Annotated in this window: 12 protein-coding genes; 9 read left to right on the top strand and 3 right to left on the bottom strand. The window is 42.9% G+C overall.

From position 1 onward, the window contains the following. Together QZT69_RS16820 and QZT69_RS16815 are read right to left on the bottom strand one after the other, a co-directional pair. Positions 1–273: hypothetical protein (locus QZT69_RS16820; protein WP_294678037.1), on the bottom strand; the 273-nt coding region annotated here is incomplete at its 3' end. Between the two features lies 1 nt (position 274). Continuing rightward, positions 275–1,438 (bottom strand): hypothetical protein, encoded by a 1,164-nt coding sequence (locus QZT69_RS16815; protein ID WP_294678029.1) that lies wholly within the window; start codon positions 1,436–1,438, stop codon positions 275–277. A gap of 730 nt (positions 1,439–2,168) precedes the next feature. Here QZT69_RS16815 and QZT69_RS16810 point away from each other — a divergent pair. The 7 genes from QZT69_RS16810 (at position 2,169) to QZT69_RS16780 (ending at position 15,328) form a co-directional block, all read left to right on the top strand. Further along, positions 2,169–3,209, top strand: a complete 1,041-nt coding sequence (locus QZT69_RS16810; protein WP_294678024.1) for a Gfo/Idh/MocA family oxidoreductase — start codon at positions 2,169–2,171, stop codon at positions 3,207–3,209. Beyond that, on the top strand, positions 3,187–4,488 hold the full coding sequence (locus tag QZT69_RS16805; protein ID WP_294678016.1) for a nucleotide sugar dehydrogenase: 1,302 nt from the start codon (positions 3,187–3,189) through the stop codon (positions 4,486–4,488). The genes QZT69_RS16810 and QZT69_RS16805 overlap by 23 nt, the downstream gene beginning before the upstream one ends. Before the next feature lie 250 nt (positions 4,489–4,738). Beyond that, positions 4,739–8,260, top strand: coding sequence for a PKD domain-containing protein (locus tag QZT69_RS16800; RefSeq protein WP_294678000.1), 3,522 nt, complete (start codon positions 4,739–4,741; stop codon positions 8,258–8,260). Between the two features lie 133 nt (positions 8,261–8,393). Further along, positions 8,394–10,022: a hypothetical protein gene (locus QZT69_RS16795; protein ID WP_294677994.1), complete on the top strand. Its 1,629-nt coding sequence runs from the start codon at positions 8,394–8,396 to the stop codon at positions 10,020–10,022. Positions 10,023–10,163: 141 nt separating this feature from the next. After that, positions 10,164–13,238, top strand: a complete 3,075-nt coding sequence (locus QZT69_RS16790) for a T9SS type A sorting domain-containing protein (RefSeq protein ID WP_294677985.1) — start codon at positions 10,164–10,166, stop codon at positions 13,236–13,238. A 285-nt stretch (positions 13,239–13,523) separates the two neighbouring features. Beyond that, a complete protein-coding gene (gene rfbB / locus QZT69_RS16785) occupies positions 13,524–14,582 on the top strand; it encodes a dTDP-glucose 4,6-dehydratase (RefSeq protein ID WP_294677966.1) in 1,059 nt (352 codons plus the stop codon). A 2-nt stretch (positions 14,583–14,584) separates the two neighbouring features. Beyond that, entirely contained in the window at positions 14,585–15,328 is a 744-nt protein-coding gene (locus tag QZT69_RS16780) for a CpsB/CapC family capsule biosynthesis tyrosine phosphatase (RefSeq protein ID WP_294677959.1), read from the top strand. Positions 15,329–15,423: 95 nt separating this feature from the next. Here the strand turns inward: QZT69_RS16780 and QZT69_RS16775 are convergent, their stop codons facing one another. Further along, on the bottom strand, positions 15,424–15,834 hold the full coding sequence (locus tag QZT69_RS16775; RefSeq protein ID WP_294677952.1) for a GxxExxY protein: 411 nt from the start codon (positions 15,832–15,834) through the stop codon (positions 15,424–15,426). Between the two features lie 245 nt (positions 15,835–16,079). Between QZT69_RS16775 and QZT69_RS16770 the strand changes: the two genes are divergently transcribed. Together QZT69_RS16770 and QZT69_RS16765 are read left to right on the top strand one after the other, a co-directional pair. Then, positions 16,080–17,624: a YceI family protein gene (locus QZT69_RS16770; protein ID WP_294677945.1), complete on the top strand. Its 1,545-nt coding sequence runs from the start codon at positions 16,080–16,082 to the stop codon at positions 17,622–17,624. A 200-nt stretch (positions 17,625–17,824) separates the two neighbouring features. After that, on the top strand, positions 17,825–18,700 hold the full coding sequence (locus tag QZT69_RS16765) for a DUF2279 domain-containing protein (protein WP_294677939.1): 876 nt from the start codon (positions 17,825–17,827) through the stop codon (positions 18,698–18,700). Positions 18,701–18,714 lie beyond the last annotated feature (14 nt).

Raw genomic sequence — 18,714 nt, 5'->3', positions numbered from 1 at the left:
GTCCTCGGCGTCCTCACCCCAACCTACGCGAGCGCAGCCATCTCCTGTTCTTGGCGTGCCGGCTGCATATGTACCCGGGTAAACCCAGTCACATGTTCCGTTTAGATTTTTCCATGGTGCTGCTAATTCAAGGTTGTAGCTATAGTTAATCGGGTTTCCATTAGGCCCTCCGTTTGTTTCGAAACCACCGTTCTGCAATAGTTGCGAATAGTAGTGATCAGGTATCCATAAAAACACTATGAATACCAGAAATTGGATTGTTTTTAGACTCATCTTACTTCGTTTTCTCCAATTCAACCACTTGTGCTTTCAATGCTTCTAATTGCGTTTTTAACGCTTCTGTATCCTTGTTCTGCTGGATAAGGTACAGAGTCAGTTCTTCTACTTTCTCCATCAGCATTTTGTTGATCTCCATGACATCTGCTCCTTCCACTTGTAATTCTTTTTCAGACGGAACATTCGGCAGGTGTTTTTCCTTCTTAACAAATGCTTCTACTTCGGTCAACGGCATTAATCGGTAAGTTGGTTCGAATACGTAATCCGCCCAGGTATTCAGGTCCAGTTTCATTCTGCGCCCGCGGATCATTCCATTTGTTTCAACTTTGAACGTTTGTAGTCCCCCGCTTTTTAGTTCCAATGAGCCTTCCGTTCCTAAATGGAAAATACGGTCTGTCCCGTTATGAATGTCCATAGCTCCGTTTGTGTGCAGAGCGAAAGGAGTAGTTCCTGTTGTTGTGTTTACAACCTCCATGATTTTAGTGTCCGTGTTGTTGTACTCAAAGAACATCAAACGCTGATAAGGTTGGGTATTTCCTACTGTATTACCCTGGATAACAGCGGTGCGGTTGGTATTGACAATGTTTAGCCTGGAAAAAGTGTTCATGTCTGCACCTATTGAAATGGAACTGTTGGCCCAGATGTGCGCACTGGCTTTGATGTCACCTTTTACATCCAGGTTGCGGGTGGGGGTGCTGTGGCCAATGGCAACCAAAACTTCAGGACATTCACTGAATAATTTATTGGGGCCGTTTGCCCAGGAAGGACTGGAAACAATTCCGCCTACCAGGTCACAATTGCGCAGGTATACGATGTCCTTTAAAGCAGCGGCAGTTAGTTTTTTGGTAATTCCATCAGCTCCGCTGACAAGGATGGTTTCGTCGTGCAGCCCATCAATTTGAGGAATATTGGGCAAATAAAGGTTTCCGTCTACCTTCAGATCCTCTCCGACTCTGGCACTGGTTGCCATCACTACGGAATCATTAACAGTAAGCGTGGAGTCAATGCGGGTTGAACCTGCGACCTGCAGGCGTGCAGTAGGGGCGGTAGTTCCGGTTCCGATTCCCACATTCCCGTTTTCGGGGATGACATTTTCCTGTGAGAAAGATTGGTTGGCAGTCAGTAAAGCTGTTAGTGACAGCAAATAAGTGATTTTTTTCATGGTAGTGAATTAAAAGTATTGCCTACTCTGGTAAAATCCCTGCGGGAACATTTTCGGCTTCCTGTTCCTGCAAAGTGTGTTCCGGTGATCCTGTAATTGACCGGAAAATCGGAAAGAGGATAATTACAGGTATCCGTTTCCGGGTTCTTAAATCATGTATCGCTGAATGTGATTCAGTGAAGGCCGTGTCTCTGATTATCGGCCAGTGGATTTGTGTTTAATTCATAATGCGTGCGGTACTTTTGGTTACAACGTTCCGAAAATACTAAAAAAATACACGTTTATGTGAAGTAGTGCGTAATTTTAAGTTAATTCATCTTTCCTGTTTGAAAGCTCTGCAAAATTACGCCCCGACTTCGTAAAGATTTTACGATCTAAGAAATGATTCCCGTGAAATAGAATCTTTTCAAGTGGAGAAATATACAGGAGTGTGCAGATTCAATTTAATAGATATATCTGCGAAATAGTTGTGGTCTGCGGGAAATAAAACAGCTCTACGAAAGGTGGGTATCGAAAAATCTGTTGTTCTCTCTGTCTGCAGAACAAGCGGGTATTCGGTTCATAAATAATATCACGAACGATAAGCAAATAAAAGTCCGCATCAATCTGCGAACCTCTGCGGGAAATAATTTTAAGGCAATTCCTGAATTTGCTTCACACCACTTTATTCCAAGCAATTTTAATTACTTTTGGGCTTTCAAATACCAGTCGATAACGAGCATTGAATAATATGATACCAGAAAATCACAAAGTAAAGTTTGCCGTTCTTGGGGCCGGACATATCGGTAAAAGACATGCTGAAATGGTCCGAAGAGACCCGGAAGCAGAGTTGGTAGCCATGATCGATATCCGTTCGATCGAAGAATGCGCCGCTGCAGACTTTAATGTTCCTTTCTTTCATACATTGGAAGAACTGCTTGCTTCAGGGATCGAGTTTGATGTGTTGAATGTGTGTACTCCGAACGGATTGCACGCAGAACAGGCTTTGGCCGGGCTGGAAAATAAAAAGCACGTCGTGGTGGAGAAACCCATGGGTTTAACCAAGGATCAGTGCGAAAAAGTAATCTTTAAATCACTGCAGCAGTCCAAACAGGTTTTCTGTGTGATGCAGAACCGCTATTCACCGCCAAGTGAGTGGATCAAAGACCTGATCGAGAGTAAGGTACTGGGTGATATATTCATGGTACAGCTAAACTGCTACTGGAACCGCGATGAGCGTTATTACAAAGCCGGCGGCTGGAAGGGAACCAAAGATCTGGACGGCGGGACTTTGTTTACCCAGTTCTCACACTTCATTGATATTATGTACTGGTTATTCGGCGATATCGACAATATTCAGGGGAAATTTGCGGATTTTACGCACAAAGACTCTACTGATTTCGAAGATTCGGGCTTTGTAAGCTTTGATTTCATCAACGGCGGAATGGGATGCATCAATTATTCCACAGCTGTGGCAGACCGCAACCTGGAAAGTTCCATGACAATCGTCGGAAAGAACGGAAGTGTGAAAATCGGTGGTCAGTATATGAACGAAGTAGAAGTTTGCAACATTCCGGGGTATGAAATGCCGGAACTGGCGCCTACAAATCCTGGTAACGATTACGGGGCATATAAAGGTTCGGCGGCAAACCACCACTACGTGATAACAAACGTTATCGATACCCTGAAAGGACGCACTTCAGCTACGACCAATGCTTTGGAAGGATTGAAAGTAGTAGAGATTATTGAACGTATTTATAAAGTAAGAAATGAGCAGCTCAATTTACAATAAATTAGTAGCGAAAGAAGCGAAACTGGCTGTTATCGGCCTTGGATATGTAGGACTTCCGATTGCATTGGAATTTGCGAAGAAAATAAGTGTGGTTGGTTTTGATATCAACCAGGCACGTGTCGACCTGATGCGCAACAAAAAAGACCCGAGCAATGAGTTGGAATCCAGTGCTTTTGATAGTTGTGACATTCATTTCACAGCAGATATAGAAGACCTGAGAGACGTTCAATTCTATATAGTTGCCGTTCCTACGCCTATCGACGATGCGAACCTTCCGGATTTGAGACCGCTTTTGGGAGCATCCAAAACAGTTGCCCAGGTTATGAAAAAAGGAGATTACGTCGTTTTTGAATCTACAGTATACCCCGGGTGTACGGAAGAAGACTGTATTCCGGTATTGGAAGAAATTTCCGGATTGAAGTTCCGGGAAGATTTCAAAGTGGGGTATTCACCGGAGCGAATCAACCCGGGAGACAAAGAACACACGCTTCAAAATGTCGTAAAAGTCGTTTCCGGATGCTGCGAAGAATCCCTGGAAGAAATAGCGAAAACCTATGAATTGGTAGTTGCTGCCGGAGTGCACCGTGCGGCTTCCATTAAAGTGGCTGAAGCTGCAAAAATCATTGAGAATACACAGCGAGATGTAAACATCGCGTTGATCAATGAATTATCGATTATTTTTAACCGTTTGGGAATCAATACTTACGAAGTGTTGGAGGCTGCCGGGACAAAATGGAATTTCCTGAAATTTTCACCGGGATTGGTGGGCGGACACTGTATAGGTGTAGATCCGTATTATTTGACACATAAAGCACAACAAGCCGGTTATCACGCAAAGATCATCAACAGCGGTCGTTACGTGAACGATTCCATGGGCTTCTACATCGGTAAGCAGACCGTGAAGAAAATTATTGCCCAGGGAAGGAATATCCAGGATGCCAAAGTACTGGTTATGGGGGCAACCTTCAAAGAAGATGTTTCGGATATCCGCAATTCGAAAGTGATCGACGTGGTAAACGAATTGAAATCTTTCCAGGTAAAAGTTGACCTGGTGGATCCGCATGCTTCTTCCGAAGAGATGGAACACGAATACGGAGTAGGTTTGGTGGAAATCGGTAAGAACTACGATGCGGTCATTGTAGCTGTAAACCATAAAGACTATAAAAACCTGGACGAAGACTATTTCAAATCACTGATGAAAGATAGCCGCGGGGTTTTTGTCGATATAAAAGGAATTTACAAAGGAAAAATTAAAGACCTCGAATACTGGAGTTTGTAGATTGGTTCAAATGTTCAAATGAACACTTTAAACTCTTTTTGAACCTTCGAAGCTTATTACGCTTATGCTGAACTTTCAGCGAAGACACAGAGCGAAGAAGCTTTGAAGCTTTTTGAACTAATGAATAATTTTAATGTTAAGAAAAAAACGGCTTGTCCGTTTTTTTTGTTTTGTCCCGCTTTTGTCCCGTATATATAAAGCAACGTTAACCTACATTTGAAGTTTACTAGTTAAAGTAATGTTCATAACGATGATATTGAATAATCTCTCCAAATCAATTAAATGGGTGTTCTTCATTGCTGTAGGAATACATTTCAATGGCTTTTCGCAGTGCACATGGACTTCCGTTTTTTTTGATTCTTTCGAATACTCCACACCGATTCCATATATCATTCCGGGCTCAACCTATCAGAATGATCCGCAAACTTATCCCGGTTGTGTTCGCACCGGTTCCAAAGGAATGTACCTGAATATCGCTGACGGATATACCGGGCTATTATATTCTCAGCCATTTGCTGACATATGTCCTGGACAATCTTACCGCTTCAGTTTTTCTACCAGAGATGCGTGGTCGAGTAGTAATAACCTGACTTTTAATGTGAAAGATGCAAACGGTGTTATCCTGGTGACACAGACCGTTGTAACCGGAAGTCTTTGGAACGATATTACGATGACAGCTTTCACTCCCACAACAACTTCCATTACTTTCGAGATCGTAACAAACCTGATCGGAGGTCCGGGAAATGATGCCGGTTTTGATGACCTTCGTTTATCGCAATGTACTCCGAACCCGATCCTCAGAACGCTTTCAGCTTGTGCAGGAACAGGTACGACAGATTTGTACACTACCATAAACACCGATTTGTCACAAGGCGGAGTCTGGACAGGCCCTTCCGCATTAACCAACGGTTACCAGGGAACCTTTTCACCGGGGGTGAACACGAATGGTGTTTATACTTACACGATTGACGGCGCTGCAGGTTGTGCGGACTCAGTTGCACAAGTAACGGTTTCATTGGTTTCAACTCCCAGCCTCAATCCGATCGCTAATGTGCAGGCTTGTACTTCCTACACTTTGCCTGCAATAACAGGAAGTACTCTTGCCGGAAACGAGAAGTATTATACAGGTCCTGGAGGAACGGGGACAGCTTACAACCCGGGGCAAATAATCACCACTTCACAAACTCTGTATGCCTTTGGCGGAGCAGCCGGTTGTTCCGATGAAGAGTCCTTTACGATTACAATTTCACAGCAGCCTTCAGCAGGTTTTGATAACGGTGCTTACTATTGCGGACCTGGTCCGGCCATTACGATGTCTTCCTTTTTGTCTGGCGGATCTTCTGCAGGGGGAACCTGGTCAGAAACAACGACTCCGGCTTCCGGAAATTTCAATTCCGGGACTTCCGTGTTTAATACCAGCGGTTTAGGTCAGGGAACCTACACGTTTACTTACACGGTGGCCGGCACGGGTGGGTGTGTCAATGATGCTGCTAACTTTACGATCACTATCGGGAACATCCCGTCTGTGAACCTGGGACCGGACACAACTTTGTGTACCGGACAGACCATCACTTTAAATGCGGCTGCATCAGGCCCTTATGATTCCTATAAGTGGAACAATAATTCTACAGCTTCGACCAGGTTTATCACCAGTCCGGGGACATACAGTGTCAAAGTCGGAAAACTGGGAAACAACCAAATCGTCAACGGTGATTTTGAATCAGGGAATACGGGCTTCACAACCGGTTATACCGTTGGAACCGGGGGAAGCTGGGGACTTGTATCTGATCCTGGAACATATGCCATTGTAGCGTCTCCTTTTTCCGCGCACAGCAACTTTACAGCATGTGCAGATCACACACCTGCTCCGGGAACTCAAATGATGGTTGTAAACGGATCCGGAACACCGGGAATCAATGTTTGGTGTCAAAATGTACCCGTTCAATCAAATACGGACTATCAATTCGGGACCTGGGTAACCAATGCTTTGAATGAAGTAAATGTTGCCCAATTGCAGTTTACTATCAACGGAACTTCCATAGGGCCGGTATTTTCCACTTCTACCATCGGATGTACCTGGCAGCAATATTTCCAGGTTTGGAACTCCGGCTTGAATAATTCCGCTCAAATCTGTATTGCAAACCAAAATATCAATCCGGGTGGAAATGACTTTGTTTTGGATGACATTACCTTCAAACCGATTTGCTATTCCTACGATACGGTAGTTGTCTCATACAGTGCGTTTCCGGTCGTAAATTTAGGTCCGGATACAACCATCTGTGAAGGATCAACTTTGGTTCTGGATGCCCAAAATCCGGGCGAAACGTATTTGTGGAACGATGGGTCAACCGATCAAACATTGAGTGTAACAACTGCCGGAACCTACCAGGTAACTGTTACGAATGCATCCCAATGTGCTAAAACAGATTCGATGACGTTAACTGTTGAAGCACAGAAACATGCCGGAAACGATAGTTTGGCTGTTTGGTGTGAAACGAACGGCGTGGTGGATTTGAATAACTTACGAAGTGCGGGAAGTACATCAGGTGGTACCTGGTCGGATGTAAACGGTGGTTTCGGAACGAGTTTAACTGCGGCCGGACAATTGACCGTGAATGGAGCAATCGGTTCGAACCTGGCTGAATACGTGGTATTCGGGAATTATTGTCCGAACGATACAAGCAGGTTCCAGATCCTGGTAAACAGCCAGCCGATAGGAGTGAATCCTACGAGCCTCCATCTGTGTAATTCTTCGGGATCAACAGTGGACCTCGACCAATACACAACCGGTGCTTTCCAGACATTGGCTCCATATTGGACAGAAACTTCCTTGTCTCCGTCCAACCAGTTCGATGCAGCTGCCGGAGTTCTTGACTTGTCTTTGCTCCCGAATGGGAATTACCAGTTCGCATATGTTTTGCCTGCTGATACAATGTGTGTAAAAGATACCGTAAAAGTGAATATTCAAATCACGGAAAACCCGATTATTGCTTTCTCATCAGACGTTGACAAAGGATGCTTTCCTTTGGATGTTGCGTTTATCAATGAAAGTACGGCAAACCCAGGTTCTGTTGTAACGTGGGATTTGGGAGACGGAACTTTGTCTTCGAATAATTCAACGGTAGCTCACCAATATACCGGAATTGATTGTTTCGACGTGACTTTGACAATTACAGCAGATGGTTTGTGTACGACAAGCGAAACCATTTCGAACATGATTTGTGTGGATCCTTTGCCGGTTGCAAGTTTCAGTGCGAATCCACAACAGGTGTTCTCATTCGACCCGACTACAACCTTTGAAAATGCTTCTACATTAAACAATGAGAATTTCTGGAATTTTGATGACGGCACAACTTCCGACGAAGTAAGTCCTGTCCACCAGTTTCCAATAGGTCAGGTCGGGAATTACAACGTGGAGCTAATCGTGATCTCAGATCAGGGATGCCGGGATACAACAAGTCGAATTGTAATAGTTAAGGATCAACTGCTGTTCTATGTTCCGAATACATTTACCCCGGACGGTGACGAGCACAACAATATTTTCCTTCCGATCATGACAGCAGGATTTTCGCCCGCAAGCTACGAGTTTTACGTCTATAATCGCTGGGGAGAATTGGTGTTTGAATCCAGAGATACACAAGTAGGCTGGGATGGCACATATGCCGGAGGCGGCATGTCACAAGTTGGAATTTATATCTGGGTTATCCGTTTCAAAGACGACGACAACGATCAAAAGTATGAGTTTTCGGGGCATTTAAACCTTCAGAGATAAGAAATAAAGAGCTTCAGGCAATAAACAACTAAATTCCGTGTTATTCGTCTAGTGAACTGGGGAGAGCCATTTCCGGGCTTTTCTCTAAAGAATAAATAGTTTACTTTTGTTGGATACCCCTAGTTGATACACGTTGAAACACATTTGCTACCGTTTAACCTTATTTTTACTTTCTTGTGCGCTGATTTCATTTTCTTCCCACGCACTGCTGAACGCAGAGCAGGGATTTTCGAAGATTGTTTCAGAACACGAGAATAAGGGAATCTCTTTTGTTCAACTTTTTGAGAATTATCACCAATCCGATTTTTCAAAAAGTACAGAATGGGACCATTTCCTGAAGCTGCTATGTAAAGAGGACAAGATTACCGAAACGGAAGAATACCCTGAATTGTGTTTTGCAATAGGCCACAGACTGAGTGATGGACAAAAACACCGGGAAGCCTATTATTTTCTTTACATAACCCTTCGCGAAGAAAAGGATGTTTATACTTCTCAAAAACCATATCTCGCATATTTTCACGAAACATTAGGTCAGGTATATTATTTCTTCAGAAGGTTTGATCTTTCTGAAAAACACCTGAATATTGCACTGCATCACTCGCATGTTTCAGAGATAAGTAAAATTAAGCTCTACAATACTTTGAGTTTGATTTACAGGGATAAACAGGATAACAAGACTTCCGAATACTACCTTCAAAAAGCATATGACCAGGCGGTAAAGCTAAAAGATGAAGCATGGATGGGAATTTTGTCCGGTAACCTGGGATATATTGCGTTGAGCAAGAAAGAAAACAAAAAAGCCCGTAAACTGATCGAATTCGATTATGAAGTCAGTTCTAAAAGCAGTCAGACAAACAGCCAGATCAATGCATTGGCTTTATTGATAGAGCTTGATCTGATGGAAAATAAACTGGCCCAATCAACCGTAAAAATGCAGGTGTTTGACAGCTTGATGAAGCATGAGACAAATCCGCAGCTTTGGGGAACTTACTACCGCACGAAGATCTCATACTATGAGAAATTGGGTCAATATGAAATGGCTTTAAAAAGTTTTCGTAAGTACATTTCCTATAAAGAGATCAACGATGAAAAAAGGCAGTTCCTGAATATTCAAAATGCCGAATTCCAAATTGAATTCGAACGAAAGCAGGGGGAGAACAACATTTACAAAGAGAAGAAAAAAACGGATGACCTGATTATTCTGGGATTGTTTGTTATCTGTCTTATTTTGGGGCTAACCAGTTTCATCATCATCAAACAGATCCAGCGTAAACGGAAACAGGACAAAGAGCTTTTGACCCTGAGGGCACAGCAGATGGAAGACGAATTGCATGCAACCGAACGTGAAATGCGTGCATTGCTTTCCACCATGTTCGATAAGAATAAAGTAATCTTCGAATTGCAGGAGCAGGTTGAAACTTTTGAAAAGAACCGGCATTCCGTAACGGATTCTGAAAAAGAGACCATGTTGAATGACCTGCAGTCTTTTTCACTGCTGACGGAAAACGATTGGATCGAGTTTAAAAGACTTTTTGAAAAATTAAATCCTGGGTTCTTTGATTTTTTCCAGGAACGCTTTCCGGAAATTACGGCAGCTGAAATCCGTTTGGCGGCATTAATCAAACTGAATTTATCGAATTTGGAAATGGCACGTACACTCGCTATTTCTCCGGACTCGGTTCGGAAGACAAATTTGAGGCTTCGTAAAAAACTGAACATTGAGTCGTTGGACGATCTTACCCGCTTTATCAAAAGCATTTAGTTTAATTTTCCCCGCTTAAAAAGCCGGAACTGTTAATCATTTCACAAAATATTGTTTGTCCCCTTTTTGTCTCACTAATCATTTAGTAAAAACTCTACGTTCTTTCTAAATTAGCCTATTATTAAACTTATCATAATCTATATGAAGAAACTTACAACTTTTAAAATGAGGAATCGATCGATTTCAAGGAGCCTTGCACTGGGTGCCCTGATGTCGATGGGTTCTTTGCTTTCTTTTGCGCAGACGGTTACAACCTCGCTGGCAACAGGAACAAACACCTCGACTGAGATGCCGATCTATGGTAACTATGGTTACAATTACACCCAGCAAATTTACTTGTCAACTGATTTTGCTCCTGCTATGCAGGGAACTCCAAGTTTGATCACGAAAGTCCGCTTTTTCTACGTCTCTGGAAACCTATCGTCTTCAACGGCATGGACTATGTTCATGGGGTCAACAGCACAGACTGATTTCGCGACGAATACCTCCTGGGTTCCTTTGGCAAGTATGACTCAGGTGTTTTCAGGGAACGTGACAGCACCTGCAGGAAACAGTTGGATGGAGATTACATTATCCACTCCGTTCTTATGGGATGGAGTAAGTAACGTAGTTCTTGCTATTGATGAAAATACTTCTGGTTGGTCAACTGTTACCTGGAGAAACCATTCAACAGGAGCCAACCGATCCATTTTGTACCGCAATGACGGCAACAACCCTGATCCTGCGGCACCGCCGACAGCAAACAACAGATTCGGTTATGTTGCTCAAACGCAATTCGTTCATGAAACAACAGGTCCTTGTTCAGGAACACCTGTACATGCGAATGCGGTAACATCGGCTGCATCTGTTTGTTCAAATACAGGGGCTTCCGTGAATCTTTCGCTAAGTGGATTGCCATTCTTGAGTGGTTACAGCTACCAATGGGAATACAATGACGGTTCCGGATGGGTTCCGTATGCAAACTCGGATACTTCTGTTTACTCAACAGTACCGACAACAACAATGAACATCCGTGCACAGGTTACTTGTGACAACTCGGGGATGTCTGATATTTCAGAAGAAGCTACAATAACTTATAATGTTGCTCCGACACTTTCTTTAAACGAGACTGATGTTGCTTACTGTGCAGGAGATGCTGTAACCGTTATCGCTGAAGGTGCTGATACTTATGCCTGGACACCTGCTGCCGGATTGAATGTTGCAAATAACGATACTGTAATAGCGAATCCGACAAACTCAACACTTTATACCTTGATCGGAACCGATTTAGCCGGATGTAAAGATACGGTAACAACATTGGTTAGCCCGCTATCTAAAATCCAGCGAACTGCTGTTTATGCTCCAACAGAACTTTGTGCTCCGGGTACGCCTGTAACAGTTACAGCAACCGTTGCGCCTGCAGTAATCAACGGAGGTGGAGCTTATGAATACAAATTCATCGGTGCTGACGGTGCAATCTTACAAGACTGGAGTACTTCCAATACCTATAACTTCACACCTGCGACAGACAGTATCTATAAAGTATACACTGATTTCAGATCAAACACTTGCCCGGATGCTGTTGATTCTATCTCAACTTCAATTGTTGTTGGTTTCGGAGCGGATGTGACAGTGGTGGATTACGACTGTAATAATTTAGGAGGTACCGTAAGTTTGGATTACGTTTTCGGACAGCAGGTAGAAGAAGTGGTTTATACCAATCCTTTGGCTAATCCTTTAACGGATGCTATGAACATTACGTTTAACGGAGGTGCTGCAATCGTAGGTGGAAGAGGTGTTATTACTCCATCAGCAACAAGCATCGGATCAGCTTCCATTGTGATTGACGATCCGAACTTCCATACGGGAATTAATAATGCGATGTCTGTTTCGTTTAAAATGACTGCCGATCAGCCGATCAATACATGGGGTACGGGTGGTGCCGATGGAATCACTTACTCTTTTGGAGATGATTTAGCGGCAAATGCGAACCAAAATGGTAGCGGATCTAAATTGAGACTGGTATTTGATGCAGCAGGTAATAGTCCTAATGAAGTTGGAATTTACCTGGTATACGGAAATACAGGCGGGGTAAGTGGGACATCGGTTACACCGACTGCTGGAACTACTTTGTTCTACACTCCAAATGTAAATTCCTGGAAATTGAAAACAGATGTACAGGTTGTGTTAACGATCAATCCTGCAGGAAAGGCAAGTTTGACACTTGACGGGGAATCAATATTTAACAATATTCAAATGCCAGCTGCTTATATTAATGCAACAACAACCGGATGGAAGCATGCATTCAGTGCTGCTACCGGAGGTGATGCAATGAGACAGGCGGTTTCTGATATCCACATGAAAGCATTGTACCAGGAATACGCATTTGTTGCTGAAAATGCAACTCCGGTATGGGGTACTGCAAGTACGTTTACAAACGTTCAGCCTGGAACTTACGATATCTGGATCAGCAGCAACGGTTCTACTTCTTGCGCGAAGAAAATCGAGACAGTTGAGGTAGTAAACACTAATCCATCGGTTCTTTTAGGAAACGATACAACAATCTGTGAGGGTGAATCATTAACTTTGGATGCAGGAAACCCCGGAGCATCTTATGTGTGGAGTGGTTCTCAATTGACAACTCAAACACGTGTGGTAACTCAGGCAGGTCCTTACGTTGTAAATGTAACGGCTCCTAACGGATGTGTGGGTATAGGTTCTATTAACGTTTCAGTGATGGACGCTCCTACAGCTTCTTCAATCTATGTGCAAAATAATATGCCGACTTATACGTTTACAGTCCTGAATCCGCAAAACGCAGACCAGTATTCATGGGATTTCGGTGATGGTACAACGCTTGCAAACGCACCGGGAACTGTAACTCATGAGTTTACAACTACGGGTCCTAAAATGGTATCTGTGACTTTGACGAATGAGTGTGGAACGGAAACAGTGATTGCAACGGTTGTAGTTACAAGTACTGCTGATGTTGCAACAAACACGATTGAAGGTTTGAATGTATACCCGAACCCGGCTAACGACTACGTAGTAGTTGAATTACCGGTTGCAACTCAGGCTGCAGGATCTGTATACAATATGGCCGGAGCTTTGATCAGAACAATCGATAGCTTTACAGCTAAAACAACGGTATCTGTTAGCGATTTGACACCGGGAGTTTACTTCCTGCATGTTCAAAGCGATGATAAGACAAGCGTGATTAAGTTAGTAGTAGAATAATAAACGAGTTAAAGGCAATTATCGAATTAATTAGAAATTGTTCGGTAATTTTTTAGGTATAATCTCAGTTTAGAAGGGTGTCCGTCAATGACGGATGCCCTTTTTTTATTTCAATTAGTTCAAATTCGCGCTCGAAAACTTAAAATCCTAAGGGAGCAACATGTGAAACAGAAAGAGAATGTGAGGACCGGTGCGTGAAATGGAAGTCAAAAAGGAGATTCATAGTCTCATTCTGGCTCTCATTCGCTTTCTGTTTCCCGGTAATTGGTTATTTTTACTTTTTGTATGACAACACAGAAACAGATATTGGTGACAGGTGGTGCAGGATTTATCGGGTCGCATTTGGTGCGTTTGTTGGTAAACAAGTATCCGTCCTATCAAATTATCACTTTTGACTCACTGACTTATGCAGGAAATCTGTCCAATTTGAAGGACGTAATGGATGCAAAAAATCACCTCTTTTTCAAAGGAGACATTACTTCCGAACGAGACGTAAAAGAAGCATTCGAAAAATACCGGGTTACGGATGTCATTCATTTGGCAGCAGAATCACATGTAGACCGCTCTATTGAAGGACCGATGGAATTCGTGCACACCAATGTGGTTGGTACTGTGAATTTGATGAACCAGGCCAGAGCTTACTGGAAGGATTTGGAGGGACACATTTTTTACCACGTTTCCACCGATGAAGTGTTCGGGTCATTAGGTGATGAAGGATTTTTTACGGAAACTACTCCATACGATCCGAGAAGCCCTTATTCTGCATCGAAAGCTGCATCAGACCATTTCGTTTCTGCCTATTATCATACCTACGGTTTCCCGGTAAAACGGTCGAATTGTTCCAATAATTACGGGAGCCACCATCATCCCGAGAAACTGATTCCGCTCATGATCAACAATATCCTGAACAAAAAACCGCTGCCTGTTTATGGCGAAGGAATTAATGTCAGAGATTGGTTGTGGGTCGAAGATCATGCCCGAGCAATTGATGTGATTTTCCACAAAGGCGAAATCGGCTGTAATTACAATATCGGCGGCTGGAACGAATGGCGCAACATTGATCTGATCCGTGAACTATGCAAAATTATGGATCGGGAGTTAGGGCGTAAGGAAGGAGAAAGTGCCGAATTGATTACTTATGTGAAAGACCGTGCCGGCCACGATATGCGCTACGCAATTGATGCCACCAAATTGTTTGAAGAATTGGGCTGGAAACCGAGTATTACCTTCGAAGAAGGTCTTCAAAATACAGTTGTTTGGTATTTGAATAACCAGGACTGGGTGCAGGAAGTTACCTCCGGAGCATACCAGGATTATTACAAAAACATGTATAATCAGCGTTAAGAATGGGATTATTCGACATGTTTAACCGGCAGAAAAAAGAAGCTGCCGATATAGGAGGAATTTTGCGTGTGGACATTCACAGTCACCTGCTTCCAGGGATCGATGACGGGGCACCAACCATGGATCATACCATCGGAATGCTGCGAAAGTTTGAAGAATTGGGATACCAAAAGCTGATTATGACCCCGCATATCATGTCGGGAGTTTACGATAATAATTCGGAGATCATTTTACAAAAATTGGAAGATGTTCGCAAAGTAAGCCGAGATCTTGATTTAAAGCTCGAACTGGAAGCTTCCGCAGAATATTATTTTGATGAAACGCTTTTTGAGCGGATCCGCAAGAAGGATTTACTTCCCTTCCATGGAAATCATATTCTTTTTGAGTTTTCATTCAGAAACCAGCCTTCACAGGTAGAAGAACTTGTTTTTGCTTTGAAATCAGCCGGATATCAGCCTGTTTTGGCACATTTTGAACGATATATGTATTATCATCCTTCGATCGAAGTTGCCAGATCATTACGTGAACGCGGCTGTTACATCCAGGTAAATCTGAATTCCTTTACGGGGCATTACGGACCCGATGTAAAGAACCAGGCCATCCGTTTATTGAAAGCCGGTTTGATCGATATACTGGGAAGTGACTGCCACCGCATCCAGCACCTGGAATTATTGGAAAGCTCCCTGAAAGATGCTGTTTTCCACCAGCTGCTTGAACTCAAAGTCAAGAACCCGCTATTTCTTTAAACTCCCCATTTACTCTACCACAAGTTACAACCCCAGGGTAGTTTCCCGCAAATGCACAAATAAAAAGCTCACCTACCGGTCTCGCTGTTGGGAGATTAGCGTTCTGATAGAATAACCCTCTTATATTGAAGTCTCGGCTTTCGAAAATTTACCAAAACCCCAACCTCCATTCCTGATACGGCCAGATAGTTAATAGTTTGTTCAAAATGTTCATTACATAAATCAGATACCGCTTTTACTTCTAAAATGATGGTGTCAAAAACAACAAAATCAGCACAAAATTGATGAGGAAGAACAGTGTCTTTGTATCTTACCTGATATTTCACTTCCCGTGCAAACGGAATTCTATTCTTTTTGAATTCATATTCCAACGCATCCTTATAAACAATCTCGGAAAATCCGAATCCAAGTTCAGAATGAACTTCCATACATGATCCAATAATTTCGTAGCATTCTTCTTTCAATAAATAGTGTTCCGTTCTACTTAAGTTAATCAAAAAGATCATTTCTTACAATAGGTACAAGTTGAATTTGAGAAAAAGACGACCGGTAGGCGCCGTTAAAAATTTGTGCATTTGCGGTAAAAGAAAAGAGTGCTTGTTCGCAAGTACTAGTGGGAAGGACAGCTATAGTTGTTAAAATTTCTTTGGAAAGTTCAAATTTTTAAACTAATTTTTCACTTGATCCCGGTCCGCAGCGGTGAACCGGGTGATGCCAAAAGAAATAATTACTACTTGTAAAATGGACCATTATGGAAAATTATCTCGGAATTGGCGTTGGAATTATTGCAATCATAACGGCCTTTTTTGTTCGTGTGGCATTTCTGTTTAAAACCTCGTTGAGCATTGCCATCATTTGTTTGATCGTGGCTTTGACCAATGGATTTGAAGAAGATCCTTCGCTGGAAATGATCTGTTTTACCCTGATCGGAATAATTGCTTTGGGGTATTTAATTTCTCTGCTCCCGGAAAGAGTTCGGAAGATTGCACCTTATTTTGTGGGATTGCTGACCCTGATTCCCATCGGAGCGAAGGCAACTTACCAGGGATTTGAGGTGAACTGGAATTTTGAAGTTGCCACATTTGCAATTATCGGCTCTATTATCCCGCTTTTTGCGAAAATAAAAGATTGGTTTGCAGAGCGTTGGTTCGGTGCGGATAAGGCCGAATTCGGAACTGCTATTTCACTGATTTACCTCGGAATCTTTGTTTTTGCAGCATCCTTCATGGTTTCAACATTCGGAGTAATCTTGTTGGCTACGGGATTCTTTGCCGCAAATTTGGGATTGCGCTCAAATAGCGGGCTGCAGCTTGGAATTCTCATTTTCGCAGTCGCCTGGATTTTCTTCTCTTTAAATTCACTGGATGGGGGTTCGGATTCTCTGATGAAAGGAAATTTATGGATGGGAATTTTGGCCGGATTGGGATCGCTTTGGGCCTGCAAGTCGATTAAAACCCAGAAAGCACGGGTGTTTTTAAGTCTCTTCCTGCCGCTTTTAATAATCGGTATTTTGGTAAGCTTTGGACTTGTCAACGAAAATTTCGGAGGAATGCCTACTTATTTGGGTGCAATTATCGGGTCGTCACTGGCATTGGCATTGATTGAACAACCCGAAGATGCGAAACCTTTTCACGGCATGCTTTTGCCGCTTATCTTAATCGGATTTACAAGCTCGGCAGATACTTGTTTACAGCGAGAAAAACTAAAAGTTGAAACACTTTTGGCTTCTTCAGATAAAGGATCGAATAATGCGTCTGGTAGAAAAGATGTGATGTCAATGCCTGCAATTGCACTTACAGATGGTGATGCAGGAGCCTGGAAAAGCGTAGCGGCTAATTCGAAGCTGGAATTTGAAGTGGGGCCGCCGGCAAGTAGAACTTCCGGTGCGATTAAAGATTTCACGGTAGATCTGCAACTCGATAAAGCGGGTGTATTGAGAAGCTTAAATGTGGAAATGGAAAGCGGTAGTTTGACAACCTTTAACGACATTCGCGATGAATCGGTATTGAGTGATGAGTTTATTGAAAGTGAGAAATACCCGAAAATCGTCTTCCAATCCAGGAAAATTCAGAAAGTGGGTGAGGACTATAAAATTACCGGAGAACTGGAATTTGTGGGTATGAAAGCTGAAACAGTTGTCGATCTGCGTTTTGTATCAAAAGTGGATAAAGACGGAAGTGCCGTATTGGTATTTGTCGGAAAATCGATGGTAGACAGAACCAAACACAACATGACTTCCGACTCGAAAATCGGAGATTTGGTGGATGTTACCTTTGAAGTTGCCGTTTCGCGTTAGAAAAGTTCAAATCTTCTTCGTTCTTCGAACTTCGAAGGTTCAAAAGAGTTTAAAAAGGATCAAACAAATTTATTTAGCATTTGAACATTTGAACATTTGAACATTTGAACATTTGAACATTTGAACATTTGAACATGCTTTTACATCATTTTAAAATGAACCCATAAGAGATTAAGGACAGAAAGTTGTATTTTTCAGCCGTGAAAACGCTTCTTTTCTGTCTTTTTTTTGCGTCGATTTCTGGTTATGGCCAGCAGGCAGATACGACGTGGAATAAACGTTCATACTGGGTAGGGGGAACCAACCTGGTATTGGGCGGGGGAAGTGTAGCGCTGCTTTCCGTAGTCTGGTACAAAGAATACCCGAAATCGAAATTCCATGCGTTTGATGATTCCAATGAATGGTTGTACATGGATAAATTGGGACATTCCTACACAGCCTATAAATTGTCGACCCTGAACTATGCTGCCTGGCGCTGGGCCAGAATGCCGAAGAAGAAAGCGGTGTTTCTATCCGGTGGAATTGCATGGACTTATCAGCTTTCGGTAGAAATATTGGATGGATTCAGCGCGCAATGGGGATTCTCCTGGGCAGATCTGACTGCAAATACAGCCGGAGCAGGGTTGTTTATAGGTCAGCAGCTGGGTTGGGACGAACAGCGTTTTCAGCTCAAGTTCGGCTATAAACCATCACCGTATGCGGAAATTCGACCAAATACACTGGGTTCCAATTTCCCGGAGCGCTTACTAAAAGATTACAACGCCCAAAGTTACTGGCTCTGCGTTGCTCCCGGAACTTTTTTCAAAGAATCGAAATTCCCGAAATGGATACAGGTCGGCTTTGGCTACAGCATCGATGCAAAACTGAACGGTGATCTGAATACCTACACAGATTTGAATACAGGAAAAACTTACTTCGCGAGGCAGGAATACGCCATTTCCCTGGATGTGGACTGGTCACAACTTCCTATTAAAAGACCGTGGTTAAGAAAAGTACTGAAACCGTTGAATGCAATTAAAATACCTTTTCCTGCGGTGTTTTGGAGGAATGGAGTCTGTTATTTCGGAATGTTTTAAGTACCTTGGGTAAA

Source organism: uncultured Fluviicola sp. (assembly GCF_902168135.1).
In the GTDB taxonomy this organism is placed as follows: Bacteria; Bacteroidota; Bacteroidia; order Flavobacteriales_D; family Crocinitomicaceae; genus Fluviicola.
Note: the sequence above shows the minus strand (reverse complement) of the source record. Positions and strands in the feature narration are given on the sequence as shown.

Bases quoted from the DNA above. Each gene is read 5' to 3' on its own strand.
- QZT69_RS16800 (WP_294678000.1), top strand. From the start codon at position 4,739: ATGATATTGAATAATCTCTCCAAATCAATTAAATGGGTGTTCTTCATT.
- QZT69_RS16770 (WP_294677945.1), top strand. From the start codon at position 16,080: ATGGAAAATTATCTCGGAATTGGCGTTGGAATTATTGCAATCATAACG.
- QZT69_RS16780 (WP_294677959.1), top strand. From the start codon at position 14,585: ATGGGATTATTCGACATGTTTAACCGGCAGAAAAAAGAAGCTGCCGAT.
- rfbB (WP_294677966.1), top strand. From the start codon at position 13,524: ATGACAACACAGAAACAGATATTGGTGACAGGTGGTGCAGGATTTATC.
- QZT69_RS16810 (WP_294678024.1), top strand. From the start codon at position 2,169: ATGATACCAGAAAATCACAAAGTAAAGTTTGCCGTTCTTGGGGCCGGA.
- QZT69_RS16815 (WP_294678029.1), bottom strand. From the start codon at position 1,438: ATGAAAAAAATCACTTATTTGCTGTCACTAACAGCTTTACTGACTGCC.
- QZT69_RS16790 (WP_294677985.1), top strand. From the start codon at position 10,164: ATGAAGAAACTTACAACTTTTAAAATGAGGAATCGATCGATTTCAAGG.
- QZT69_RS16775 (WP_294677952.1), bottom strand. From the start codon at position 15,834: ATGATCTTTTTGATTAACTTAAGTAGAACGGAACACTATTTATTGAAA.
- QZT69_RS16805 (WP_294678016.1), top strand. From the start codon at position 3,187: ATGAGCAGCTCAATTTACAATAAATTAGTAGCGAAAGAAGCGAAACTG.